This window comes from Parapedobacter sp. SGR-10 (genome assembly GCF_011030405.1).
Classification (GTDB): Bacteria; Bacteroidota; Bacteroidia; order Sphingobacteriales; family Sphingobacteriaceae; genus Sphingobacterium.
The window spans coordinates 445809-471931 of record NZ_JAAJTJ010000001.1; the positions used below are offsets into that span (position 1 = coordinate 445809).

Below are 26123 nucleotides of genomic sequence, written 5' to 3' on the forward strand. Positions count from 1 at the left end.
AAATATAGTGTACATTTTACACTAAGCAAAATAAATTCTGTATTTCCTACAATAGATGACATAAAAATGACAAAAATACATATCTAAGCCTTTTTGTACCCTAGCCGCATCAGAGAAGGCGTAAAAAACGAAGCCACACCAATCAGTACCACAATCCATCCCGAGATCACAAAAGCATTGGCAACACCGATAGCATCAGCAATAAATCCTGCAAAAAGCAGACCAATGGCACTCGGCAGGATCGCTATACTGAAATACAACGAAAACACCCTCCCCAACATCTGTGGCTGAACCTCTTCCTGGATGATCGTCATAAAAGCCGCCGAAAAGATAGACATCGCTATCCCGCCCAATGTGGTCAAAAGCACAAAACCAATAAACCAGGAAGAAGGAAACCATCCCGACCATACAAAGGTCAGCCCAAGGACAATATGCATAGCATTGACCATAATAACCTTTGGAACCGATATCCGTGCCACCCCCAACAGACTCCCCCCGACCAACATGCCTACCCCCCACACAATCTCGATCACACTCATTTCCCACTTGTCCCCTCCATAATGACCGATGGTCAGTAGTGGGAACATGATCGCTACGGGCATGATACAAAAAGTAGCAATCATCGCATACAAAAACAGCATACTCAACCCTTTGTTATGATAGATTGCGTGCATGCCTGCCTTCAAATCGCTCCATACGCCGGAGATCGAGTGTTTAGTTCCTGTCGGCAAATGCGGAATGGTGACAAAAAACAAAGAAACAATTGCCGCAACGGCTCCGATCACGTCCAGGTACAGCACCTGCGAAATGGGAAAATACGTAATGGCCAATGTACCCAGAGCCGGGCCGGCAATGCTACTGACCGATTGCAGCATCTGATTGATCCCCGACACACGGAGCAACTTGTCTTCGGGAACGATAAGCGGTGCTATAGCTTGCATCGCAGGCGAATGGAATGCACTCCCCACCGACCGACAGGCCAGCAGCAAATAGATCAAAAAAAGATCAGTACCACCCTCTTGCAGTATAAAGGTCATCACAAACGTACAAAGCGCAATAAAAGCATCCGCAAAGATCATGACCTTCTTGCGATCCCACCGGTCGATAAAGACACCCGCAAAAGGCCCTATCACCGCCTGCGGCACCAATCCTGCAATAGCCGAAAAAGCCAAAATTTCGGCCGATCTGTACTCCAGGCTTAACCAGATCATAACCGCAAAATTGACAGAAGAGCTCGTCAACAGGGACACAAACTGCCCTGTCCATATATAGATATAGGTTTTGAACCAATTCTTTTTTTCCATAAAATGTTGTGTTTCCAAAAAAATAAAGCCCTTTCCTTTTTTTCTTTTTAAATATTATGCTTAAATTTCAAGGAATAATACGTATAAAACATGAAATTATTCACAATTTTACCATTATTGCTGATTGCCCTGTACACCCAGGCACAGGTTTCCGTGACAGAATATTACACGAAAGACAACAAAAAAACAAAAAAAGCAGCAAATGCCCACTATTCCAGGCTCATCGAATTTGATAAAAACAAAAAGGTGACAGTGAAAGACACCTATCTATCCAACAATAACACCAAACTCTTGGGCACATACAAGAGTCTCAAAGAAAGAACTTTTGTCGGAGAAAAATATGAAGCCTATGAGAACGGAAATATGAAATCAAAGGAATATTATTCGCACGACGGAAAACGGATCGATACCGCCCTCTACTATTATACAGACGGCACACTCAAAATCGCCTTTCAGTACCCCTACACCATAGAAAAAAAGAAAACAAAAGTAACAGACACGCTGATACTGATCTTCAAGGACTCCTGGGCAATACACTGCTGACGAACGGCAATGGGTATGCCGAACTGGAGAACCCCCTTAGAGGTATCAAAAACAGTATAGAAAAAGGGAACTTTGCGAACCATAAACGTACCGGTGAATGGAAAGGCACTTTTCAAAAAGGGAAATACACTTTTACAGAGTATTACGATAACGGAAAATTACTGCATGGCACTACGGTGGATTCGACGGGAAAAGAAACAAAATACGACCAATCTACTTTTATGAAAAATCCCGAATATCCGGACGGCATGACGAACTTTAGAAAAGATCTCGCAAGTCTTTTCAGATACCCTCGGGAGGCTGTTGAGGAAAAAGTAGAGGGGACTATTAGAATAAGGTTCGTCGTAGATGAAAAGGGAAAACTGACGAATATCAGAATCGTCGAAGACTTAGAATACGGCACAGGAGAAGCCGCCATAAGAGCCTTAACGCAAGCTAGCAATAAAAACTGGACTCCCGGCCTCATTCGGGGTGTTCCTGTCAAGGTAGAGTACACCTTACCATTGAGAATATCGACCCGCGTAGGATCAACTTCGACAACAAGGACAACCCGCCGATTTTAATAAGGCAGGTGCTGTACGGAGCCATTATTCTTTAGAATAATCGAGCAAAGGGATATAGGTTATTCTTCCAATCCCTTTGCCACCAGGTCTTCTACATATGCCCTAACCGCGTCATTTGAAAAGCGGGAAGTCACATCAAATGCAAAGGCGTGTACCAATAGAACACGTGCCGACTCTTCGCCGATACCTCTAGCCCTCAAATAGAACAAAGCATCCTCATCAAACTGTCCCATCGTACATCCGTGCGAACACTTGACGTCATCCGCAAAGATTTCCAGCTGAGGCTTTGTATAGACGGCCGACTTGTCTCCGATCAGCATATTGTTATTTTGCTGAAATGCGTTCGTCTTCTGCGCATCCTCACGTACAAATATCTTTCCATTGAAAACTGCTGTAGCTTCGTCTTGCGGAATATTTTTATACCATTCGTACGATTCGCAGTGCGGTTTCATGTGATCTACGATCGTATGATTGTCGACCAACTGCTTATCGGCCAATAAATTGACCCCATAGAGGTGTGACTCTACATTTTCGGCATCCAAACGTACATTGATATCATTACGCACAAAGGCTACTCCCGGAAAATTGCAGTTGTAATTGTTGTATAGGCTGTGTTTGGTCTGATAGACCTCCGTATGGTTGATATAGCTACCTGTGTCCGACGCCAATTGCAGGTAATAGTGCTGCAATTTAGCATTCTCGTCCAATACAATCTCTGTGACCTTATTGTGCAGATTGGAAGCCGTATTGTCCAGAGTAATAAAAGATTCGATGATCTCGGCTTCGGCATTGGCTTCCAAAATATACAGGTTTCTTGTCTGTGCAAAGAATTCTTGATCCCCCGTCGCGATATGCACGATCTGTATAGGCTTGGAAACGACTTTATTCTTTGGGACAGAAAGGTATATACCCGATGTATATAAGGCGGTATTCAAGGCAACCATAGCACTGCCGGTCTTATCGGCATGCTGTGCAAAATGTTTTTGGAAATGGATTTCTTCAACAGCCTCTTGAATAGACTTTACGACCACACCGACTTCGTCGTCCAACGATGAAAAAGCCAATACATATTGTCCATTGACCAATACGATCCGGTGTGCATCCAGACCGGGGATATCGGCCTTGCTCAGATCCAGATTTGCTATATCCACTTCGGCATTCAAGACATATGTCTTATTGACGAGATGATGGATATTGGTATATTTCCAGTCCTCATGCTTCACTGTCGGAAAACCTGCCTGCTCAAAGTGGGCATAGGCTCCTTGGCGCAAAGACTTCAATAAGGAAGACTCATTGGTCGTTTCCACTTCTTGATACGCCGAGGTCAACTGTTGAAATAAAGAACTTGCTACTATAGTACTCATGTTATTTGTTATCAATCCGCTCATTTCCTTATCATTTTATCGTCGGCCGATCAAGCATTCAGCGTATCTACTTCTTTTAACCAATCGTAACCTTTTTCTTCCAACTCCAATGCCAATTCCTTCGGACCCGTCTTGACGATACGACCATCGTACAGGACATGCACAAAATCCGGAATGATGTAATCCAGCAGGCGCTGGTAGTGGGTGATGACAACGAAAGCATTGTCTTGTGAACGGAGCTGGTTGACGCCATTGGCCACGATACGCAAAGCATCGATGTCCAGTCCGGAATCCGTCTCGTCCAAGATCGCCAATTTGGGATTCAGCATGGCCAATTGGAAGATTTCATTACGTTTCTTCTCACCACCCGAAAAGCCTTCGTTCAATGAACGATTGGCCAGATTGGCAGAAAATTCGACAAGCTTTTGCTTTTCTTTGACCAATTGCAGGAATTCCTTTGCTTCTATCGGAGGTAAGCCTTTATATTCGCGAATATCGTTGACAGCTGTTTTGAGGAAATTAATGTTGGATACGCCCGGAATTTCGACCGGATATTGAAAAGCCAGAAACAGGCCTTCGCGGGCACGATCTTCAGGCGACATGTCCAATAGATCCACACCATCCAACAAAACTTCCCCTTCGGTGACTTCATACGAATCCCGCCCAGCCAATACATTGCCCAACGTACTTTTTCCGGCTCCGTTTGGCCCCATGATTGCATGGATTTCTCCAGCCTTTACTTCCAGATTTAGTCCTTTTAATATTTGTTTACCTTCAACAGATGCGTGTAAGTTACTTATTTTTAGCATTTCTATTCTTTTAATGTGAAAATTAGATGATTTGGAGATTTGAAAATGTTGATCTAGCTCTAGTATTCAATATTTTCATTAATATGAAAATCACATTTCTACATTTCCAAATCCTCACATCTCCAAATTATCATTTATTCGTTTTTGATGTTATTATAATTTTATTTGCAATGTTTGCGATACTACCTAATTTCTCTGCCAAACCTACTGGGTCAGGGTACGATTTCGCATACGTACACAAATCTAACCAATATGAAGTTTCATCGATTTCCTTTGCAGCAATTTTAAATTTATGAATGAAGTCTGCTTTGCTTTCTGCATTTTGAGCTTCCCTGATATTTGCGCCTATTGAAGTACCTGACTTAAGTAATTGGTTGGCCAACACATACTTTCTTTTTTCTTCCAACAACTCACAATACTCAATAATATCAAGAGAAAATTCGAATGATAAGCGAACTATTAAATTATCATTACCCTTCATCTTCAAATTTTCAAATTACCACATCTCCAAATTTTCAAATCCACAAATTTCCACATCAACCAACAGATCCTTCCAACGAAATTGCCAACAGTTTCTGCGCTTCTACGGCAAACTCCATAGGCAACTGATTCAACACCTCTTTGGCATAACCATTTACGATCAAGCCCACAGCTTTCTCCGAATCGATCCCGCGTTGGTTCAGATAGAAGACTTGATCTTCTCCGATTTTGGAGGTCGTAGCCTCATGCTCTAGTTTGGCCGTCTTGTTTCTACTTTCGATATAAGGAAAGGTATGTGCTCCACAACGATCACCGATCAACAGGGAGTCACACTGCGTGAAGTTCCTCGAGTTGTCCGCATTAGGGCCGATTTTCACGAGACCACGGTAGCTGTTATGGCTCTTACCGGCCGAGATACCCTTAGAAATAATCTTGGATCGGGTGTTTTTACCCAAATGGATCATCTTCGTACCTGTATCCGCTACCTGCATATTTCGGGTCATCGCGACGGAGTAAAATTCGCCTACTGAATTATCACCTCTTAGGATTACGCCCGGATATTTCCACGTAATGGCCGATCCTGTCTCTACCTGTGTCCATGATATCTTGGAGTTGTCTCCTTTACAGATCCCCCGTTTGGTCACAAAGTTGTAAATCCCTCCCTTGCCATCCTTATCTCCCGGATACCAGTTTTGGACCGTAGAGTATTTGATCTCTGCATCCTTCATGGCGATCAGTTCAACCACAGCTGCGTGCAATTGGTTTTCGTCCCGCATAGGAGCTGTACAGCCTTCCAGATAAGACACGTAGGAGCCTTCATCTGCAATGATCAACGTACGTTCAAACTGTCCTGTATTTTCGGCATTGATACGAAAATAGGTAGACAGCTCCATTGGACAATGTACACCTTTCGGAATATATACGAAGGATCCGTCCGAAAACACCGCCGAATTCAACGCTGCATAGATATTGTCTGTCTGTGGCACGACCGTGCCCAGATATTCCTTGACCAATTCGGGATGCTCTTGTACTGCCTCACCAAAGGAACAAAATATAACACCTTTTTCCTTCAGTTTTTCACGAAACGTCGTCTTGACGGATACCGAATCAAATACCGCATCCACCGCGACCACACCTGCCAGGACCTTCTGTTCGTCCAAAGGAATGCCCAGCTTCGCAAAGGTCTCCAAAAGCTCCGGATCTACCTCATCCAGACTCTCCAATTGTTTCTTGGGTTTAGGAGCTGCATAATAGGATATTCCCTGGAAATCCACGTCCGGATTCCGGAAGTTTTGCCATGTGGGCATCTTCAGCGTCAAGAAATGACGGAAAGCCTTCAGCCTCCATTCCAACAACCATTCGGGTTCGTTCTTTTTGGCCGATATCAGGCGAATAGTATCTTCATTCAGTCCCTTGGGAGCAATATCCATTTCAATATCGGTCGTAAAACCGTATTTGTATTCCTCTTGCTCCAGTTCCTTTAGTAATTCGTCGTCTTTGGTACTCATATCATTCTCCCCCTCTCTTCGTTAGGTAACTTCCTAGCCATTTTTGGGATTACAAAGTTAAGACTTAAAAACCAATAAAACAGCATTTTTTACCGCTATTGCTTCCCAATTCGTCAAATTATATGATCAAAGTCACTTTTTAGAGAAAGAAAAGACATTCCTATGATTTTTTGAAATTATCTGTACTCTTTGTTATCCCACGTTTTTCACTTTAAACTTCAGTAAATAGATAAAAAACAAGAAGAGTAGCAAGTTTATCCGACTTGTTAAAAGGCACGTGTTGAATATTTCCATCAAAAAATAAAGAGTCTCCCTCATTCATGGGAAAAATCTGGTCTCCAAGCATATACTCAATACTACCAGATATCAAGTAAATATATTCGTATGCATGGGTGGTTACGGCCTTTCGCTTAGCACCCGGATCCAAATGAAGAAGAGAGATTTGTAAAGAGGTCCCTTCGATACGGTGTTCCAGAATAGAAAAATAGTGAAACCCTTTCGCATTCTCCTCCTTAACAAAAGAAGCATATTCTGTCTTGGGGATAAAGATATACCCAGGAAACGTATTTTGTTCCCCAAGTTCGCTAAAGAATATGTCTGGTGCGACACCAAGTGCCCCGATTATGGCAAATAAGGTCGGTATAGTCGGTAGCATCCGGCCATTTTCTATTTTTGACAACATCGCAATACTTACCCCCGACGTCTCGGCAAGACCAACCAACCTCAGTTTTTTGCCTTTCCTATATTTTCGGAGAATATTTCCTATCTCGTTATAAGCGAATTTCTTTTCCAAATTAGATATTGCTACAAATGATTGACAAAAGTAACAATATGGTTGGTTATTTTACAAACTTTATATCCAATGCAATAAGCAACTTAAAAGAAAAAATTCTGGTTAAAGCCTATCATAGCACCTCGGAATCCTTATGCTCACGGAACCTCGGTATCCGGTGAAAAATAATGAAATTGGAATCGTGGCAATTATTTGCCCCTCCCGTATCGTCGTCATACCCCGTACGGGACAAGAAAATAATATCCTCGCCTTCCAGCTGCCAATCTACATATTGGAAGCCATGTTTGGCCACACTTGTATCTTGCAAGACGATCTTGTTTATTTTCCAGTGAATCATATCAGGGGAACTGGACAGTGCCAACGTATTCCGGACTCGCGAGGAACGTAGCCGCGGGGACTGTTCGTAAAGTTTACGTTTCAGTGTATCGGGGATATAGTTCGTCAGTGTCCAATATAACTTAGAGATTTCATCATAACGGACAACAAATTTTTTACTCCCCCCAGGGAAAGAGATAAAACCGGTTTCTTCATCAAATGTAGCCATTTTCCCATCTTTGCTTATGGATATAATCGCAGCCTTTTCTTCGAATGTAGTACGGTCGTCTACCCGCAGGATGTTCACCACATTTCCACTCGGCCCCACGACTGCGTTTCCTTCCAACCAGCCATTGAAATTACCATTGAGATAGGTAGAATCATACAACAGCGCATTACTTGTTGTCCAGCTTTTGGCTTTCAGCAAATCTGCATCGACCGGTACCGACATCATCATGGCACCGTAGCGCTTACCCCACTGCAAGATAGGCCCGTGCGCAGTTTCCATAGCCCGCCACAACCGTCCATTATGTTCAATAACGGGCATTGGTGCACAGTGGTACAACCCGTCTAACAGCAAGCCGTTCTGCTTGTTGGTGGGTGTGGTCCACGTTTCTCCGCCGTCTGTGGATTTGCGGATAAGCAAGGTTCCGTGGTGGCGATCCGGGCCCAAAAAGTATAGTGCACCGTGGTGCACAAACAATTTGGACCAAAAAGCACCTTTAACCTCGGCAACCTGCTTCCAATGTGCACCCTTATCGGAAGACCGATAGATACGGGATACGGCCTGAACCCATTCCGAGCTTTGTGGACCGAATGTATCGTGAGAGGCCACATAGTCGCCATTTGGCAAGATGGCAAGACTTGGCGAACCCAGATAAATGCCAGTCGACGCCGGGCTATAGGCTACTACGGATCCTGGCACACCGTTGATGTTTATCGAATCTGATTGGATTGGGTGTGTAGATTGGGAAAATACGTCGGAACCGAAACATACGAATAAAACTGTTATATATAAGAAATTCATATTGAAAATAAAACTATGAGGTTAAGGATAAGGAAAACTTCCGATCAGAAATATAAGGAACAGCGGGGTAGATATCTTTGAACCGTGATACGCCTCGCTCCTTGGGTGAAGGCCCAATAAACGTGGATTTTTGCCCGCTCAGTGTAAACGTACCATCCGGCGCTATATCTATCCTTGCCCATAGTGCGTCGCGATATGGGGTCACCTCCCACAATTTGGGATACTTGGCGAGAACATCCAAGGGATAGGATGCGGCCTTATAGTTCTTGCCGAGAAAATGATTCGACATGCTGTTGATCTGAATATAATGAATCCCATTGATCACGTTATGGTAATCTTTATGATGGTGTCCGGAGAAGACAACGTGTACTTTCGGCTTACCGAACTTCCGATTAGCCTCTTGTAGGATGTACCGTACCTTGCTTGCGTTCTCTACACCCGAATCACTATCTAGTCCTTGGTGAACAAAGACCAAGACGGGCAATGATGTCTGATCCAAGTCATCCTCCAGCCATGCGAGCTGTGTATTCGAAAATGTAGAGGGGTACCGTCGGCAATCGGTACGTTTGCCCTCATTACCATCCAGTACGACAAAGTGATAACCCTTGATGTCGAAAGAAAAATATTTGCCGTCCGACTTCCAAAACTGGACGACCTGATCCTTAGTGAATCCTCCGTCCATATCATGATTCCCCAGAACATGATAACTTGGCCCATCGAACTTGCCCCACTCATCAAGTAAGGGGCGATTGTAGTCGTAACACTTACAAAAATCCCCCAATTGTATAATGAAGTCCGCTTTCTCGGCATTCATCGTGTTGATAAACGCCTTAATCCGATCCAACCCATCCGGCATAATATCATAATGCAAGTCGGTACAGATACCAAATCGTATACTCGACAACGTGCCCTGCGGTCTGGTCGTCCTTTCGGCCGCTACCGAAGGTATATCCAACGCAGCGGTAGCTGCAATCAACGAGGTGTTCCTAATAAAAAATCTTCTATTCATTGTGTCTATATTTTACCAACAAAGAAATGTTATACCTTAATTTAAGTCCAGATCAATAAAAACAGGATAATGGTCTGATGCCCAGTTACCGTCAAAGTTATCTATAGCACACTGCCACAGTTTAACCTTTTTCGGAAATAACTCCGAGATCAAAACATGATCGATACGCAAGCTACCCTCTTCTGGTGGGATGATGCTATATCCATGACTCGTCTTGTAGTCATCATTAACCACCTTCTCTGCGATCGAATGGGTATCGATGAGAACATTGCTCGTCGTTAAGGTAGCGAAAGCGGTAGTGTTTTGATTGGTATTGAAGTCACCAGTACAGATGACCAGATGTGCACCCGCTATAGCCTTTATTTTATTCATCAACAGCACAGCGCTATTATTCCTCGCTGTCGTACTTTGATGATCGAAATGAACATTGAACACAAAGAAAGACAGTTTGTATTCCTTGTCGTATAACTTTACCCAAACACAGTTTCGTGCCTGAGAAGCATCCCAACTGACCGAGCCTTCCACTTCTGGTGTTGTGGAAAACCAAAAAACGCCTTGATCCTGTAAAGTGAAGCGCGATTTCCGCCAAAAAACAGGATTGCTATGGGATACACCACCAACAACAATGTTGCCGGTGTGTACGACATAATAATCGTAGGTATCTTCATACAACGCCATCAAATCATCAATTTGGCGTTGATAAGGTTCCTGCACACCGATAATATCAAAATCGTATTTTTGGAACAAGGCATCCAGTGAAGTTAATCGTGTGTCCCAATCCTGGGTATCTGATCCAAAGTTTGAACGAATATTATAGGTGGCCACGCGAATGGGTGTAGCCTCTGTCTCGGAAGGGTCCGAGTCCCCTCCATAATCGGAGGCTTTGGTACATGCTACGCCTATAGACATGCACAGAAGGAGGTAGATCAAAATAATTCTGTTATTTCTCATATACAATAACATTAGGGTATAACGGTGATGTCGATATGTTTAACCACTTCGCTTTTTCCATATGCGTTGACTCCAGCTGCAACAAAGGTAACCCGATAATTTCCCGGCTTTCGGTACACATACCCATGACTTAAAAGCCTTGCGTCCAAAGCTGATTTAATACCGACACCATAGTCCCTGCCAAGGTTCACTTTGTTCGTAGGATAGATGGGGAGTGAAACGGCCCATCCCTCTTTAAACGCTGTGGTTTTAAATATACCATCCCACAAAATCATTGCTTCGGTTACCCGAGGTGTAGTCGTTTCGTCGTCTTGGATCGCGAAGCCTTCGCCTTTGATCATCTGGAAACCGCAGGAAAGAAAGTCGTAGGTTACGCCAGACAAACCTGGGTCATCCGCGACAATACCCCTCACTTCAAACTCTCTAATCTGAAAGCGCGTTCTGTCCGAATTTTCGGCCGTTGTAAAAAACCAAGCGAAATAGACGGGCGTGTTCTCATCGGGAAATATATCTGAAATATCCTTTTCGCCGGAAGGCTCCAAAACAGCCGATGTCCCGTTGATCGTAGGGATGTGGAATCTATCGGTTATATCCACCCAAGTTGCCTGACGTATGGCCTCCGGTGTATATTCCCCGTTATAGTCAATCGAATATTTCAATGCCGCACAATCCGGATTATTTCCAGCATACATCGCGCTATAGAACGACAGACCAGTGGTTGCTTCATAGACTCTTTCTTGGTCCCTAAACGCATAAGCAGCCCCATTTTCCCCCGAATAGAAGGTGATCACATCTGGATTTCCCTCCAAATTAAAGATAATGCTATCTCCAACTTTATAAATCGAGGAAGCGACATGCGCATCAAATTCAGGAGCGTCAGGTACTACGCCCTTTTCACAAGAACACCACATGGAAGTGATACACAGTAAAACAAAAATATAGTTTACTTTCATGGTTGTATGTTTATTCTACAATATTTAGGGTTAGGGTCTTCGTAATTTCCTGTTCAGAGCCGAGATAGTAGGCTATAAAAGCCACTTCATACTCACCCGCCTTGTCGTAAGTAAAAGTATACTTCATCCTATTGGCATCCCATCGTCCGACGATGGTCGTTGATACGTCCCTCCCGGCATTAAATTGGGGCAACTCGAGCGGCTCACTAATCGCGTAACCTTCTTTAAACGGCCCTGAGGTATTGTCATAAATACCGTCCCATTGGAGGGTTGTAGCCGAAGTGTAGTCAGTAGGCAAGCGCGATCCTTGATTTGCCGCCGCTGAATTTAATACCCATTGAAAATTAAGCTGACTTTGGTTATACAATTCGGTCGACAAACTGCTATTGTCAGCCACGGCACCTTGGATACTTGATTCGATCACCCTAAATTGCACCCGATTCGATGCAGCCTGGGTCGTGCAATGCCAAGCTAGATACACCGGACCGTCGCCGGCAAAGATATCTGTGATATCCCCTGCTCCTGAATGGACATAAGCGGTAAGGCCTTGTGGCGTACCTCTTGGTAAATTGAAGCGATCGGTAATCGGTATCCATGTCGCCGCCTTCACACTGGTATAGGCATTCGCGCTGGTTCGATCGCCGTTGAAATCTGTCGAATAGAACAATTCAGCGGGTTCCCAATTGGGTTGGGAGTTACCGGTACTAGGTGCCTTGGAAGACTGAAAGCTTAAGTGAGCACCTACATCATAGAACCGATCCTTATCCCGATAATCATAGGCATGACCAAAAGTACCGGAATAGAATTCCACAACATCCGCATTTCCGCTAAAAAGAAAGGTGATCTTATCCCCTACTCTCAGCGTACTACTGGGGTCGACCGTTACATCAAATTCCAATGTTCCTTTGTCTTCCTGAGCTGCCATGGGTAGCTCCTTCGAGTGGATCGTGAAGTCTTCTGGCATCTCTTTACACGAGAGCACCATGAAGAATATGCCTAATAAGACGATATATTTTTTTGCTACTTGTTTCATAACTGTTTTTTTTAGCTTACGTGATTGACTACCGACAATTACCAACCAGGGTTTTGTACCAAATGTGGATTCAGCCCCATTTCGTATGTAGGGATGGGCCAAAGCGTGTGTCGCTCCGTCACTGAGCCGAAAGTCCTTCTCGGAAAGTCATAAAAATCGCCCGATAAGGGGGCCACATCCTGCGCTATATATTGCATATTACGGACGTAAATTCCCCAACGTACCAGGTCACTTTTCCGCAATCCTTCAAATGCCAATTCCCGCGATCGTTCATCTTGAATGTACTCCAGAAACTCCTGATAAGACAAATCGTCTTCATCGATATCGGTGTTGGGGGTAAATTGGTCATATCCATAGGCCCGTCGCTTCACTTGATTGATCGCTTCATAGGCCTCTTCGGTAGGGCTTCCATTGACTTCATTCTCGGCTTCGGCGAACATGAGTAGCACATCGGAGTAACGCAACAAAGGAAAATTTGTCGCCGTCCTTGTCGTTGAGCGCGGTAAAATCAGTTCGTACGTCCGCCGCCACTTACCGCAATACCGCTGATAGAGCTGACCCGATTCCCAATAGACCGTATCTGCAGGGTTGCCGACGTAGCGAAAAGGTGCGATTGCCCAATCTCTCCGTAAATCATCGGATTTAAATTTGAAGTACAACGGCCGAGCAATACGGGTTGCGCCGACAGCATATCCCACATTTGGATCCTGTGTATTACCAATCCCGTTGTTCCGCCCCACATAACCGCCCAAATTGGCATAAACACCTGTACCATTTCCCCAGAATTCAACTTCCCATATGCTTTCCTCAATATCGTATATATCCCTTACGTGATTGATAAAAACTTGCGGAAATGACGTATTTAAACGGTGTACTCCTGTATCCATCACTTTTTTCGCCCAGTCTCTAGCCTCTTCATACCGGGATACATCGTTGATGGGGTTCCCTGCTACATAAAGACAGGTCCTGGCTAGCACACCCCAGATCGCTGATTTACTGACGCGGCCGCCGTACCCAATGGTCGTGATGTCGTCTACCATCTCCGCCGCCTCTTCCATATCTGCGATTATCTTATCATAAATCTGTTTTGCTGGCGTCTGCGGTATTTGTAGACTCTCGACGTCACTCGTCTTAATGCTTTCCAAAATGAGCGGCACAGCACCAAACCGGTTCACAAGCATAAGATAAAAATAAGCGCGTAAAAACAGTGCCTGCCCAATCATACTCCGCTTTCTGTCTTCATCCATAGCGACACGGTCGATGTTTTCAAGGAAGATATTTGCGCGATTTATTCCCGCATACCATTCCCGCCAATTTGCCAATATCCGCGATTCATTGGGTCCGTAATTGTTGTCCGCTACCGTAAATCGGTCACCAGTGTAATGATTCCACGACTCATCACCTTCCAGTCCCATGCGCCCCAACATATAGGAGGCATATGTTGCATTTTGTGTCATGGTCGAGTAAATACCGGACAAGGCAAAATTGGCCTCATCTTCTGTCTCAAAATAGTTTTCAGGACTGACAAAATCTTCTGGAACAACATTAAGAAATTTGTTGCAAGATGTCATCGATATCATTCCAACTACGACAATATATAGAAGTGTTTTTTTCATTTTTTCACAATATTAAAATCCTGCTTTAATACCAAACACGAGGGTTTTTGCCATGGGATAGGCTGAATAATCAAATCCTGGTGTGAGTGTGGAGTGTCTGACCGATACTTCGGGATCCATCCCAGAATAGTTTGTCCAGGTATATAGATTTTGTGCCGAAGCGTAGAGTTCTAAATTATTCATCTTCATCTTCCTAGCCATGGATTGAGGCAAGGTATATGAAAGAGCTACCGTCTTCAGGCGTAGATAAGATCCATCTTCAATGTATTTGGAAGAATAAACACCCCGAGGACCTTGGCCCCCTGCCCGATAATTGCGACTATCTTGGTTGTCGGGCGACCATCGATCCACATAGGAAGCGTATTGATTCAAATGTCCACGGCCTTCCGAGTTTCCTTCAAACATAATCCGATTGGTATTGAAGATATCATTGCCATAGGACCATTGGAAAAAGATATTCAAATTGAAACCCTTATAACTAAAGTTGTTGTTGAACCCGCCGATATGAATGGGGATGCCTCGACCGATCTCCACGATATCTTGTTCGTTTAAAATCCCATCATCGTTGATATCCACGTATTTCATATCTCCAGGTTGTATAGCCTCACGATCCAGACCATTCGTGGGTACGCCGTTCTTCAGCACGTACGTCCCATTTGGCAATTTGTTAAAATCTGCATATTGATAGACACCATCCCATACGTAGCCAATAAACGCTGCTGCGCTGCCACCTAACTTAGCCATATACAAAGGTTGGCTGTTATAGGTTGATGTCCAGCTCACATCCGAAAGTATCTGTTCTTCATCGTCTGTCAGTCCCAACACTTTGTTTCGATTGAAGCTGATATTAAAATCTGTCGTCCACGCAAAATTCCGTCTCTTTAGATTTGTCGTGCTTACCGAGATTTCAAGCCCCTCATTCCGTACCAACCCAATATTTTTATAAATCGTCGAATAGCCTGAACTGTACGGCACATTTGCGTTTAATAATAGATCGTGGGTGTTTTTGCGGTATACATCGATAGTTAGGTTCAATCGCTTTTTAAATAACTCCAAATCCAGCCCAATATCCGTCTGTTTCGTTGTTTCCCACTTCAGGTTTTCGTTCCCAAACCGGTTGGTGTTTACCGACGGTGTTGGAGTATTGTTAAACGGATAGTAACGCGGATAGTCGGTGCTCAGTGAAGAGAATCGTACAAAATCCCCGATTCGGTTATTTCCGGTTTCGCCATAGCTAAAGCGAAACTTAGCATCAGAGACCATCGGAAGTGCTTGCATAAACTTCTCGCGGGAAATGCGCCAGGCGAGCCCAACGGATGGGAAATAAGCCCATCTATTCTGTGGTGCAAATTTCGAAGAACCATCCGCTCGGAACGTTCCGGTCAACAAATATTTGGAGCGGTAGTTGTAATTCCCCCTCGCTAAAAAAGAAACCAGGGTATGGCCTGTTTTGAGAGCATCCAGAGGGCCTGGAACACCGTTATCCATTCCGCTCAGACCCAAGTTTTCGTTAAGAAGCTCGTATGCTTCGTAGCCGTATTGGGATTGCTGCCGTCCCTGCATGGTCATTCCCAGAACCGCATTGAAGGAATGACGCTTGTTGGCGGTTCGTTTTTTATACGTCAGGGTGTTCTCATTCATCCAATCATTCCGTTCAACTTGTCTAAATTCACCGTTCACACCCTTAAAATTGTTGACACTTGGATATCCCCTAGCCGTTCGGGAATTATAGAATTCTTCATCTTTAAGCCATCTGGAGTTGATTCCACCTCGAATATTTAACTCGAGATCATCCGTAATTTTATACTTGACATACGCGTTTCCAATAAGCGTATTCCTCGTCTGCTCCCGCACTTCATTTTCCGCCGACAACAACGGATTGACACGTGCATCGCTAAAAGAAACGAGACCCTCCTCATCCATGAGCTCGTCCACCAAATCATTAAAATCTCCCGTACCAGTAACCGGCCGATATCCCCATATGCGGTATAACATATATGTGGAATAACCTGTCGAGACACCCTGTGCTGCAGAAGATAAACTTCCATAGTTTTTGTCCCGAGAATAATTGAACTGCAGGCCCACGGTCAATTTATCGACAATGGTCTGATCCAAGCCGATCCGGGCCTGCGCCCTTTCATAACCCGAATTGACAACGATTCCGTCACGGCTAAACAACGAACCCGAGATACGATAATGAGTTTCTTTCGTTCCCCCCGTAACAGATAGGTTGTGGTTGTGCATAGGCGATTGCCTAAACATCAGGTCCTGCCAGTTCACACCCTGGATATTACGATAATCTTCCAATTCACGCCCTGGTCGAGTCAAATACACGATCGGGCTCACCTCCGGGTTCATTTCAAGCTGATACTTCACAAACTCGTACGGTGACATCATCTCCATCTTTTTGGTAACCTGTTGAAACCCAACAGACCCCTCGTATCGGATAGTCGGTCGGCCAACCTGTCCTTTCTTAGTCTCAATAATGATTACCCCATTAGCTCCCCGAGACCCATAAATAGCAGTAGCCGAAGCGTCCTTTAGAATATCGATAGACTCAATATCAGCGGGGTTGAGGACTGCGGCACCCGGGTCTTCAATGGGAAATCCGTCGATGACGTACAGAGGGTCATTACTCTGCGTGAGCGAATTACCCCCTCGAATGACAATATTCATTTCTGTACCGGGCTGTCCTTCGTTGGCTGAGACTTGCACACCGGCGACACGACCCGCCAACGCTTCATCAAATGAGGCAACAGGCGCTTTGTTCAGATCCTCCATATTTACCTGTGCTACAGAACCTGTCAAGTCATTTTTATCCACCGTTCCGTAACCTATATTGACCGTAACTTCTTCTATAGCCGTAGAAATAGGCACCATTTTCACTGCGTACTCCGAGCTACTTCCCACTGGCTGAATAAGTGTTTCATACCCCAACATAGTGAAAGTCAGGTAATCCGACTCAGCAGCTCTGATAGAGAAATTGCCGGATCTGTCCGTAATAGCCTGTACACCCGTAGAGGCTACACGTACTGTCACACCCGCCAGCGGCCTACCGCGCTCATCACTCACCTTACCTTTCAATGTCTTTACTTGTTGATTGGACTTGAAAGCGCTCTTCTTCAACGCCGCAATATCTTTGGTCGCTTTGCTTTTTGAAACGGCGAGACTCAACGGCTGGCCGCATACTGATCCTATATTGACACATGTGCCTAATACAGTTGTTAGATAAAATAATCCTAAACCTTTCTTTATTTGTATAAGAAAGTGAGAATTCGTGCGTAATTTATACCTTTGCATTGTTTAAATTGAATGAATAATTTAAATAGGTTATTTTTTTAAATAGCTAAATGTAGGGATGTTCACAGCATCCCTATTTTTATGCCTAACACTTCATTCAAGTGCTCAGAATTTCTGTTCACATTATTTTACCTCCTTTTTCTTTTGTCAAAAATATTCAACTTAATTTCTGAGGGAAGGCAACATTTCTCCTCATTGCTCATTAGAAATTGACAGACCTCTTAACGGAACCTAGAAATACAATTACATATAGGCGCTAATACGACATCTGAGGTGTTGCAACATTGTCCGTATTTTACAATACCTTCAATTTCATCACACACCATCCTCCGCCGAATGTCACCATCTGAACAGCACATCAAAAAAACCTAACACCGTCATCGTGACATATCTCGGCCTATTCAAATCCACTAATTTATCGCAAGCCATAATCATCAGTTTATAATACTAAGACAAACATAAATATTATTTTTATTTTTCACAATACAAAAAAAATAAATTTATGTTACATAAATGTTAAGCGTCTATTTTATTTATATTAAGATTGATAATCAGCATATTAATATGTCATAAAGTAAAAAAATAAAAAAATATAATTTTCATTATGTGAAAAAATAAATATACATTTGCAATAAGTGATTCAAGAAATTATAAGGCTAATAGTACACACTCAAACATGGAAAATACACGTAGGGAATTTATCAAAAAAGCACTTCTGCTGTCGGGTGCTGCGGGACTTTCGACCGCACTACCGGCTTCCATCCAACGGGCTTTGGCGATCGATCCACAACCTGGCAGCACCTATCTGGATGCTGAACATATCGTGATCCTGATGCAGGAAAACCGTTCGTTTGACCATTGTTTCGGCACATTAAAAGGTGTAAGAGGGTTCAACGACCCCCGGGCAATAAGCCTTCCCAACGGCAATCCGGTTTGGCTACAAAGCAATGATAAAGGAGCAACCTATGCCCCATTTCGTCTGGACATCAAAGGATCCAATGCCACCTGGACAGGAGACCTACCCCACGGAAGACATGATCAGGTCGATGCCGGCAATGGAGGTAAACATGACCAGTGGCTGGAAGCAAAAAAATCCCGGCGCAAGAAAGAATACGCAGACCTCCCCTTGACCATGGGCTATTACACCAGACAGGATATTCCATTTAATTATGCCTTTGCAGACGCCTTTACCGTTTGTGACCATAATTTTTGCTCGGTCAATACCAGCACTTTTCCCAATAGGCTCTACCTGATGTCCGGCACGATAAGAGAAAAACCCGGACATGAGAATCAAGCGCATATCCGTAATCCGGACGTCACCAGGGGTGGGCTCCAGTGGGAGACATTTCCCGAAGTGTTGGAAAAGAACGATATATCATGGAAGATCTACCAAAATGACCTCAGTACCGGAGGAGGGTATCAGGGAGAAGAAAAGTCCTGGCTGGCCAATTACGATTGTAATGTCATCGAATATTTTTCCCGCTACCATGTGCAGTTCAACACAAGGTATATCCGAAGTATAAAAGCACAGATCGAAAAGCTTCCCGATGAGATCAGAGCGCTCCAATCAAAACTAAACGAGTTTAGCGAACATCCCGAAGAATATCAAAAAATACAAAAAGCCATACAGACCAAACAGGACGTATTGGACAAAGCCTATCGGGATTTAAAAAAATATACGGCCGAAACCTTCGAAAAGCTGTCGCAGGAAGAAAAAAACCTTTACAACAAGGCCTTTACAATTAATAAAAACGATCCCGATTACGATAAACTTGCTACGCTGACGTACAATGACGAGGGCAAAAAACGGACATTAGAAGTTCCGAAAGGAGATGTATTGCACCAGTTCAGGGCAGACGTCAACAGTGGCAATCTACCCACGGTTTCCTGGCTGGTCGCTCCGGCCAAGTTTTCCGATCATCCCAGTTCACCTTGGTATGGAGCCTGGTATGTTTCGGAAATACTCGACATCCTCACCAAAAAACCTGAAATCTGGCAAAAAACCATTTTCATCCTTACCTATGATGAAAATGATGGATACTTTGATCATGTTCCACCATTTACCCCACCTTCTCCCTTCAACCCAAATTCGGGAAAAACATCAAAAGGAATAGATATCAGAACCGAATTTGTGTCCCTCGAAGACGAACTGAAGGCGGGTGTCAACAAAAAAGTTGCCCGTCAAGCTCCTCTAGGCTTAGGATATAGGGTACCTATGATTATTGCCTCCCCTTGGAGCCGGGGCAGCAAAGTATGCTCACAAGTATTTGACCATACTTCTACCCTGCAATTTCTGGAAGGCTTCCTAAGCAAAAAAACAGGAAAGGCCATAAAATGCCAAAACATCAGTGATTGGCGCAGAACAATATGTGGAGATCTGACAACAGCATTTAGACCTTTCAATCCGGACATCAATGAACCCAAAATAAATTTTTTGTCCAAAGAAGGCCAGATAAAATCCATCCATCAAGCCCAATTCAAAGATGTACCTTCGGGATTCAAAGAACTGACAGAGACCGAAATAGAACAAGTAAAGCGAGGTAATTCACTTGCATTCTTCATGCCTCGACAAGAGCCGGGGGTACGCACAGCTTGTGCTCTCCCCTATCAATTGCAGGCGACGGGAAATTGGAATGCAGATAAAAAATCCTTCGAAATCCATCTTAGTGCAGGCAATGAAACATTTGGCAAACGATCTGCAGGAGCCCCTTTCAAAATCTATGCGCCGGACAAATATCAGGACAAAACGTCAGAGAAGGGCTTTGAAACAGCCCCAAGCTGGAACTATGCAGTTGTTCCGGGAGATAGCCTCACCGATGAATGGGCAATCGACTCATTTGAAAACCGAACTTACCATCTTCGCGTCTATGGCCCCAATGGATTCTATCGGGAGTTTACAGGAAACGCACAAGATCCCGAGATTATCTTGAAACCTGATGAACAGTGCCATCCAAAATCCGGAAAACCAACAGGCAATATTGTGCTATATATAGAAAACCTGCATCAAGGAAAGGAATACACCATACACATAAGGGACAATGCGTACAAAACAACCGATATTCAAAAAAAAATAAAACCAAAAGACTCGATAAACATAGTACTGCCTCTTGAAAAAAGTTTTGGCTGGTATGATTTCAGTGTCCGCATTGCAGGTTTTGACACTTTTGAACAATGTTTTGCCGGACACGTAGAAACCGGAGAAGATACCTTTACCGACCCTTTTATGGGACGTATGATTTAATAAAGTGATAAAAGTGATGATGGTGATGAAGCTATGAACAGCATCACGATCATAACTTACTTCACTTACATAACCTTAAAACAAACAATGAGAAAAGGAAAACTAGTAGCATTTAACGGGAGCGGTCAACCCCTAACACTTTTAGAACATGATATACCCTCTTTAGGAGAAGGGGAGATACTCGTCAGAAACCGCTATACCACATTGTGTGGCAGTGATCTACACACCTATTGCGGGATCCGACAAGAAGCCTGTCCTTCTGTACTCGGACATGAGATCGTAGGTGAGATCGTAGAAATAGCCGACTCGCATCCGGGAACAGATGATAACGGCGAAGCCTTAAAACCAGGGGACATCATTACCTGGTCCATCTTTTCAAGCGACCCCCAATCGGTCTTCGCACAAGAAGGCATTCCTCAAAAGGGCACCAACCTGTTCAAATACGGTCATGCCAAGATCACGAAAAATAATGCTTTCCATGGTGGGCTGGCCGAATATTGTGTGCTGCGCCGCAATACGGGTGTCTTAAAAATACCCGAATCCATGCCTTTGCCTATCGCGGCAACGCTAAACTGTGCCATCGCCACGGTCGCCGCATCCCTCCGCATGGCAGGTGATCTGACCGGCAAGAATGTAGTCATCTTCGGCATGGGATTATTGGGAATCGCCTGCATAGCCATGTGCCGCGAAGCAGGTGCCTCTTGGATTGGCGCGGCGGATATTGCAGACGACAGATTACTTCACGCGCAACATTTTGGAGCCAATCAACGCATCAATCTACGACAACATTCGGAAGAAGGGACAGATGTGCTGAAGAAACAATTTGTCAAAAAAGGGGTTGACGTCGTGTTCGATATGAGCGGCTCGCCCGATGCGATGGAATTGGGAATGGACATATTGGCCATAGGGGGTATTGCCGTGTGGGTCGGTGCCGTGTTCAAAAACCGAAAAGTAGGCATTGATGCCGAAAAGATCATACGCAACCTGCATACCATCAAAGGAATCCACAATTATAATTTCGACGATTTTAAATATGCCCTCGATTTTCTAGAAAATAGCTGGCAAAAATATCCTTTTGATACCGTGGTCGAACAAGAATTTGAGTTGAAAGAAGCGGAACAGGCCTTTGAATATGCCATCTCTCACAAGCCGCTTCGGGTAGGTATACGGATATAAAATTATCCCAAATCGAAATGAATATGAAAAATTTCAGGAAAGACCAATGGCTCATGCTACTCGTGACGATGTTTTGCTACCTGTTTTTTTATACGGGCCGGCACAATTTCGGATGGGCAGCCAAAGATATGGCCGCAGAACTGGGCATATCGTATACGATGATTGGATGGATCAGTTTTTCTATGCTGATCGGGTACGCTATCGGACAGTTGGTCAACGGTAATCTGGCCGACCATTTCGGAGCGCGCAGAATGGTACCTCTTGGTGCATTTTTATCCATTAGTGCCAATATTGGCATCAGCTACGCGACCGATGTCACGGTAGTATTAATACTATGGACACTCAACGGCTACTTCCAATCTATGGCTTGGGCGCCAGGCAGTAGACTCATTTCCAATTGGTGGCGACCCGAAGAACGGGGCAAAGCTTTTGGTTTTTATACAATGGCTGCAGGCAGTTCGTCGGCTGTGACCTACCTGCTCTCCATAATGCTGCTTCATCAAGACCAATCATGGCGATACCTGTTTCGCCTGCCTGTATTATTGTTATTGGTGGCGGCCATTATTTTCGCGATCATCGCCCGAGACAAACCCAGCGACAAGGGTTATGCCGACTTTATGGAAGATGGCGAGGATAATACCGAAACATCCTGGCGGGAAAGGTACAAGATCGTATTGAGCAACCGTAAATTCCTGATCGCCTCTCTGGCCATAGGTTTTCAGAACATGGCCCGCTACGGATTAATTTTCTGGGCACCCGTACATTTTCTCGGAGAAAACTGGAAAGCTTCTCCAAACAGCCTATGGGTAACGCTCCTTATGCCGATCGGCATGGCTATCGGAGCAGTGACATTCGGCAACCTGTCCGATAGTGTCTTTAAAGGCAACAGGCCCCGGTCCATTGCAGTAGGTATGTCCGCTAGCGCAATCGTCGCACTACTCATATTTTTTACGCATTCACACAATATTATACAGAATAGTATATTGATGTTTTGTGCAGGGTTCTTTGCCTATGGTGTGCAGGCCAATTTCTGGCCTATGAGCCCTGATCTCTTGGGCCGCAAATATACCGGCACGGGTATCGGCATCATGAACATGAGCGCTTACTTGTTTGCCGCTATGGGCGAACCGATATTGGGCAAAATCATAGACCTTACCAAAGATACATCCTTTGTCTTTTTGGCTATTTCCATCATCTCGTTGATATGTGCCTTCGTCATATCATTCGTAGGCTATAAAAAAGAAATACTAAATGAAACCATCCCATTACACAAAACCAATGAGGAATAATAACTATTAAACATTAAATTTTAAACCCTAAACAACACATGAATAATATCTCAACAAACACTTTCCAAGCAAATGGAATAACCTATCGCCCGTCCAACAAACCTATCGTCGTCATCTGTATAGATGGATCAGCAGATGAATACCTGGATGTCACCGCGGCCCACGGCCGCCTGCAATCCTTGACAAAGATGAGCAAAAACGGATATAGAGGAATGGTACGTGGGGCCTTGCCTTCTTTTACCAATGTCAACAATTCATCCATCGTCACAGGCGTATCTCCGGCCGTACACGGTATCTGTGGCAATTTCTTTTACGATACCACCAAAGATGAGGAAGTAATGATGAACTCCTCGGAATACCTAAGAGCCGAGACTCTATTGGCCGCAGCAGCCAATGCAGGCCGCAAAGTGGCCGTCGTGACCGCAAAAGAAAAGCTACGTGATATCCTGTCGCACAAGCTCAACGGTATCGCTATCTCAGCCGAAAAAGCAAATCAAGCAAAGACGGAAACACACGGTATAGATGATGTAGAAGCAAAAGTAGGTTATCCTACACCCACTATCTACAGTCCCGAAGCAAGTCTGTTTGTACTGAGAGCCGGAACAGCCTTAATACAGCAAGGATTAGCTGATTTTCTATACCTTTCCCTCACGGACTATATGCAACATACTTATGCTCCGGAAGCCGAAGAATCATTGGCTTTTTACGAAGAGATGGACAAGGAAATAGGCAAGATGCTTGAACTCGGAGCCGTCATCGGTGCCACAGCAGATCACGGCATGAATGCCAAGATCAAATCCGATGGCACGCCCAACGTATTGTTTGTAGAAGACATGTTGGAACAACAGTTTGGTAGTGGATATAGGGTCATTTGCCCGATCACAGACCCATACGTCAAACACCACGGTGCTTTGGGCTCGTATGTCGTCGTGCATGTAGATGACAAGTCCCGCATTGAAGAGGTCAAAGAATGGTTATCATTACAGCCGGGTATTACGGAAGTGCACGACAAACAATCTGCCGTTCGCAACCTGGAACAACCAGAAGATAGGACCGGCGACCTGGTCGTCATGTCCGCACGGGATGTGGTCGTAGGACGTCGCCCACAATATCATGATCTTGCGGCACTCGACGGCACATTGCGTTCGCACGGAGGACGCTATGAAGAAATGGTACCCATGATCATATCGCACCCTTTGAACAATGAATACCGTGTCAGAGCGGCCGGCGATCCGCGCAACTTTGATATTTTTGACTTTACGGTTAACGGAACACATTAATTATTTGGTATAATGACAACAACATCAACAGAAGTGATCCGGGCAAGCAGCTATGTCGCCGGGATACCACTGCAATCGGAAAATGTGCTGGAAGTGCGCAGCCCATACGATAACCGTCTTGTCGGCACAGTGACTTTGGCCGGCCCAGAAGATACGCAAAAAGCTATCAAACTGGCATTGGAAAACAAAACAACCCTGTCCAGATACGAACGCTACACCATATTGGACAATGTACGCAAACTGCTGCTGGAGCAGAAGGAAGAATTTGCACAAACGATCTGTGCTGAAGCCGGACTGGCCATACGTGAAGCCCGATACGAAACCGGAAGAGCACATGACGTACTCTTTTTTGCCGCGACAGAATGCCTAAAGGACGATGGACAGATATTTTCCTGTGACATATCTCCTCAGGGCAAAGCACGCAAGATATTTACGCAAAGAGAACCTTTAAATCTCGCAGTATGTATCACACCGTTCAACCATCCGTTGAATCAGGTCGTACACAAAATTGCACCAGCCTTGGCAACAGGAACACCCGTCATTCTAAAGCCTTCCGAAAAAACGCCTTTGACAGCCATCAAAATTACCGAATTGTTCTACGAAGCAGGACTTCCGAAGGCGATGTTGAGCGTATTGCTCGGCGAGACTGCCAATGTGGCTGAGCCCTTGGTCAAAGATCCACGGGTAGACATTGTTTCGTTTACAGGAAGTGTTGCCGTGGGCAAGCATATTGCGGCTACTGCCGGTTATAAAAAGGTAATTCTTGAACTCGGTGGCAACGATCCGTTGATTATTATGGAAGATGCCGATCTGGACAAGGCCGTCCTGTTGGCAGCAGAAGGGTCATTTCGCAACAGCGGACAGCGCTGTACAGCAGTAAAACGTATTCTCGTGCACGAAAAAGTCAAAGCTGATTTTGTCGCGAGATTTGTGGAAAAAGCAAAAGAATACACCTGCGGTGATCCTGCAGACCCGGAAACAAAAGTGGGTACAGTCATCGACGAAGCAGCCGCCATCTATTTGGAAAGTGTCGTACACAAGGCTGTCGCACAAGGTGCCAAAGTATTGTTGGGCGGTAAACGCACAGGAGCTTTGCTGGAGCCTACGGTGATCGACGAGGTACCGCGGGATGCACAAATGATCGTACAGGAATCTTTCGGTCCTTTGGCCCCTATACTTCCGTTCAAAGATATCGACGACGCGATCGCCTTGTCCAATTCTACAGCTTACGGCCTGTCATCGGGTATAGTGACCAATAATATGGCTTATGCGACCCGGTTTATCAAAGAGCTGAACGTCGGTACCGTAAACATAAATGAAGTCCCAGGATATCGTATTGAAAATTCTCCGTTCGGGGGCCTCAAAGATTCCGGTTTGGGCATCAAAGAAGGGGTCATAGAGGCTATGAAGTGCTTCAGCTTTGTGAAGACTTTTTCTTTGCCTTGGTAGAGTTTTGGGAGGCCCTTACAGAAGTCTACGGACAGTACTAATATATACTTCATTAGCCCGGAGTTTAAGCCCCGGACTAATGAAGGAAGTTTAAACAAAAAGGCAACAGTACGATTCGGT

The 26123-nt window shown here is 44.6% G+C and carries 20 protein-coding genes; 7 read left to right on the forward strand and 13 right to left on the reverse strand.

Going from position 1 to position 26123, the window contains the following annotated elements:
• Window positions 1–83 precede the first annotated feature (83 nt).
• Entirely contained in the window at window positions 84–1304 is a 1221-nt protein-coding gene (locus G5B00_RS01820; RefSeq protein ID WP_163871529.1) for an MFS transporter, read from the reverse strand.
• Window positions 1305–1394: 90 nt separating this feature from the next.
• Between G5B00_RS01820 and G5B00_RS01825 the strand changes: the two genes are divergently transcribed.
• Window positions 1395–1847 (forward strand): hypothetical protein, encoded by a 453-nt coding sequence (locus tag G5B00_RS01825; protein ID WP_163871530.1) that lies wholly within the window; start codon window positions 1395–1397, stop codon window positions 1845–1847.
• A gap of 176 nt (window positions 1848–2023) precedes the next feature.
• Window positions 2024–2410 (forward strand): energy transducer TonB, encoded by a 387-nt coding sequence (locus tag G5B00_RS01830; protein WP_163871531.1) that lies wholly within the window; start codon window positions 2024–2026, stop codon window positions 2408–2410.
• Between the two features lie 59 nt (window positions 2411–2469).
• Here the strand turns inward: G5B00_RS01830 and sufD are convergent, their stop codons facing one another.
• From sufD to G5B00_RS01890, 12 genes are all read right to left on the reverse strand, one after another.
• Window positions 2470–3774, reverse strand: a complete 1305-nt coding sequence (gene sufD, locus G5B00_RS01835; RefSeq protein ID WP_163871532.1) for a Fe-S cluster assembly protein SufD — start codon at window positions 3772–3774, stop codon at window positions 2470–2472.
• Between the two features lie 50 nt (window positions 3775–3824).
• On the reverse strand, window positions 3825–4583 hold the full coding sequence (gene sufC / locus G5B00_RS01840) for a Fe-S cluster assembly ATPase SufC (protein ID WP_163871533.1): 759 nt from the start codon (window positions 4581–4583) through the stop codon (window positions 3825–3827).
• Between the two features lie 130 nt (window positions 4584–4713).
• The gene (locus tag G5B00_RS01845; protein ID WP_163871534.1) at window positions 4714–5064 is read right to left on the reverse strand and encodes a four helix bundle protein; all 351 of its coding nucleotides are present in this window, start codon (window positions 5062–5064) and stop codon (window positions 4714–4716) included.
• A gap of 55 nt (window positions 5065–5119) precedes the next feature.
• Entirely contained in the window at window positions 5120–6571 is a 1452-nt protein-coding gene (gene sufB, locus G5B00_RS01850) for a Fe-S cluster assembly protein SufB (RefSeq protein WP_163871535.1), read from the reverse strand.
• Between the two features lie 211 nt (window positions 6572–6782).
• Window positions 6783–7364 (reverse strand): helix-turn-helix domain-containing protein, encoded by a 582-nt coding sequence (locus G5B00_RS01855; protein ID WP_205966252.1) that lies wholly within the window; start codon window positions 7362–7364, stop codon window positions 6783–6785.
• 112 nt (window positions 7365–7476) lie between these two features.
• On the reverse strand, window positions 7477–8604 hold the full coding sequence (locus G5B00_RS01860) for a sialidase family protein (protein WP_205966253.1): 1128 nt from the start codon (window positions 8602–8604) through the stop codon (window positions 7477–7479).
• A 115-nt stretch (window positions 8605–8719) separates the two neighbouring features.
• Complete coding sequence (locus G5B00_RS01865) at window positions 8720–9715, reverse strand: metallophosphoesterase family protein (RefSeq protein WP_163871536.1); 996 nt, start codon at window positions 9713–9715, stop codon at window positions 8720–8722.
• 36 nt (window positions 9716–9751) lie between these two features.
• On the reverse strand, window positions 9752–10666 hold the full coding sequence (locus G5B00_RS01870; protein WP_163871537.1) for an endonuclease/exonuclease/phosphatase family protein: 915 nt from the start codon (window positions 10664–10666) through the stop codon (window positions 9752–9754).
• A gap of 11 nt (window positions 10667–10677) precedes the next feature.
• Window positions 10678–11619 (reverse strand): DUF5017 domain-containing protein, encoded by a 942-nt coding sequence (locus tag G5B00_RS01875; RefSeq protein ID WP_163871538.1) that lies wholly within the window; start codon window positions 11617–11619, stop codon window positions 10678–10680.
• 10 nt (window positions 11620–11629) lie between these two features.
• Window positions 11630–12652, reverse strand: coding sequence for a DUF5017 domain-containing protein (locus tag G5B00_RS01880; protein WP_163871539.1), 1023 nt, complete (start codon window positions 12650–12652; stop codon window positions 11630–11632).
• A gap of 38 nt (window positions 12653–12690) precedes the next feature.
• Window positions 12691–14268 (reverse strand): RagB/SusD family nutrient uptake outer membrane protein, encoded by a 1578-nt coding sequence (locus G5B00_RS01885; protein ID WP_163871540.1) that lies wholly within the window; start codon window positions 14266–14268, stop codon window positions 12691–12693.
• A gap of 12 nt (window positions 14269–14280) precedes the next feature.
• On the reverse strand, window positions 14281–17442 hold the full coding sequence (locus tag G5B00_RS01890) for a SusC/RagA family TonB-linked outer membrane protein (protein WP_240894346.1): 3162 nt from the start codon (window positions 17440–17442) through the stop codon (window positions 14281–14283).
• 802 nt (window positions 17443–18244) lie between these two features.
• Between G5B00_RS01890 and G5B00_RS01895 the strand changes: the two genes are divergently transcribed.
• From G5B00_RS01895 to phnY, 5 genes are all read left to right on the forward strand, one after another.
• Entirely contained in the window at window positions 18245–20809 is a 2565-nt protein-coding gene (locus tag G5B00_RS01895) for a phosphocholine-specific phospholipase C (RefSeq protein ID WP_163871542.1), read from the forward strand.
• 87 nt (window positions 20810–20896) lie between these two features.
• Window positions 20897–21985 (forward strand): zinc-binding dehydrogenase, encoded by a 1089-nt coding sequence (locus tag G5B00_RS01900; protein ID WP_163871543.1) that lies wholly within the window; start codon window positions 20897–20899, stop codon window positions 21983–21985.
• 23 nt (window positions 21986–22008) lie between these two features.
• Window positions 22009–23274 carry an MFS transporter gene (locus G5B00_RS01905; RefSeq protein WP_240894347.1) on the forward strand — a complete coding sequence of 422 codons (1266 nt, stop codon included), beginning with the start codon at window positions 22009–22011 and terminating at the stop codon, window positions 23272–23274.
• A gap of 38 nt (window positions 23275–23312) precedes the next feature.
• Window positions 23313–24554: a phosphonoacetate hydrolase gene (phnA, locus tag G5B00_RS01910; protein ID WP_163871544.1), complete on the forward strand. Its 1242-nt coding sequence runs from the start codon at window positions 23313–23315 to the stop codon at window positions 24552–24554.
• Between the two features lie 12 nt (window positions 24555–24566).
• Entirely contained in the window at window positions 24567–26003 is a 1437-nt protein-coding gene (gene phnY, locus G5B00_RS01915; protein WP_163871545.1) for a phosphonoacetaldehyde dehydrogenase, read from the forward strand.
• Window positions 26004–26123: the final 120 nt, after the last annotated feature.

Excerpts from the sequence above, each read along its gene's own strand:
- G5B00_RS01820 (WP_163871529.1), bottom strand. The coding sequence starts at position 1,304 with ATGGAAAAAAAGAATTGGTTCAAAACCTATATCTATATATGGACAGGG.
- G5B00_RS01825 (WP_163871530.1), top strand. The coding sequence starts at position 1,395 with ATGAAATTATTCACAATTTTACCATTATTGCTGATTGCCCTGTACACC.
- sufD (WP_163871532.1), bottom strand. The coding sequence starts at position 3,774 with ATGAGTACTATAGTAGCAAGTTCTTTATTTCAACAGTTGACCTCGGCG.
- sufC (WP_163871533.1), bottom strand. The coding sequence starts at position 4,583 with ATGCTAAAAATAAGTAACTTACACGCATCTGTTGAAGGTAAACAAATA.
- G5B00_RS01845 (WP_163871534.1), bottom strand. The coding sequence starts at position 5,064 with ATGAAGGGTAATGATAATTTAATAGTTCGCTTATCATTCGAATTTTCT.
- sufB (WP_163871535.1), bottom strand. The coding sequence starts at position 6,571 with ATGAGTACCAAAGACGACGAATTACTAAAGGAACTGGAGCAAGAGGAA.
- G5B00_RS01865 (WP_163871536.1), bottom strand. The coding sequence starts at position 9,715 with ATGAATAGAAGATTTTTTATTAGGAACACCTCGTTGATTGCAGCTACC.
- G5B00_RS01870 (WP_163871537.1), bottom strand. The coding sequence starts at position 10,666 with ATGAGAAATAACAGAATTATTTTGATCTACCTCCTTCTGTGCATGTCT.
- G5B00_RS01875 (WP_163871538.1), bottom strand. The coding sequence starts at position 11,619 with ATGAAAGTAAACTATATTTTTGTTTTACTGTGTATCACTTCCATGTGG.
- G5B00_RS01880 (WP_163871539.1), bottom strand. The coding sequence starts at position 12,652 with ATGAAACAAGTAGCAAAAAAATATATCGTCTTATTAGGCATATTCTTC.
- G5B00_RS01885 (WP_163871540.1), bottom strand. The coding sequence starts at position 14,268 with ATGAAAAAAACACTTCTATATATTGTCGTAGTTGGAATGATATCGATG.
- G5B00_RS01895 (WP_163871542.1), top strand. The coding sequence starts at position 18,245 with ATGGAAAATACACGTAGGGAATTTATCAAAAAAGCACTTCTGCTGTCG.
- G5B00_RS01900 (WP_163871543.1), top strand. The coding sequence starts at position 20,897 with ATGAGAAAAGGAAAACTAGTAGCATTTAACGGGAGCGGTCAACCCCTA.
- G5B00_RS01905 (WP_240894347.1), top strand. The coding sequence starts at position 22,009 with ATGAAAAATTTCAGGAAAGACCAATGGCTCATGCTACTCGTGACGATG.
- phnA (WP_163871544.1), top strand. The coding sequence starts at position 23,313 with ATGAATAATATCTCAACAAACACTTTCCAAGCAAATGGAATAACCTAT.
- phnY (WP_163871545.1), top strand. The coding sequence starts at position 24,567 with ATGACAACAACATCAACAGAAGTGATCCGGGCAAGCAGCTATGTCGCC.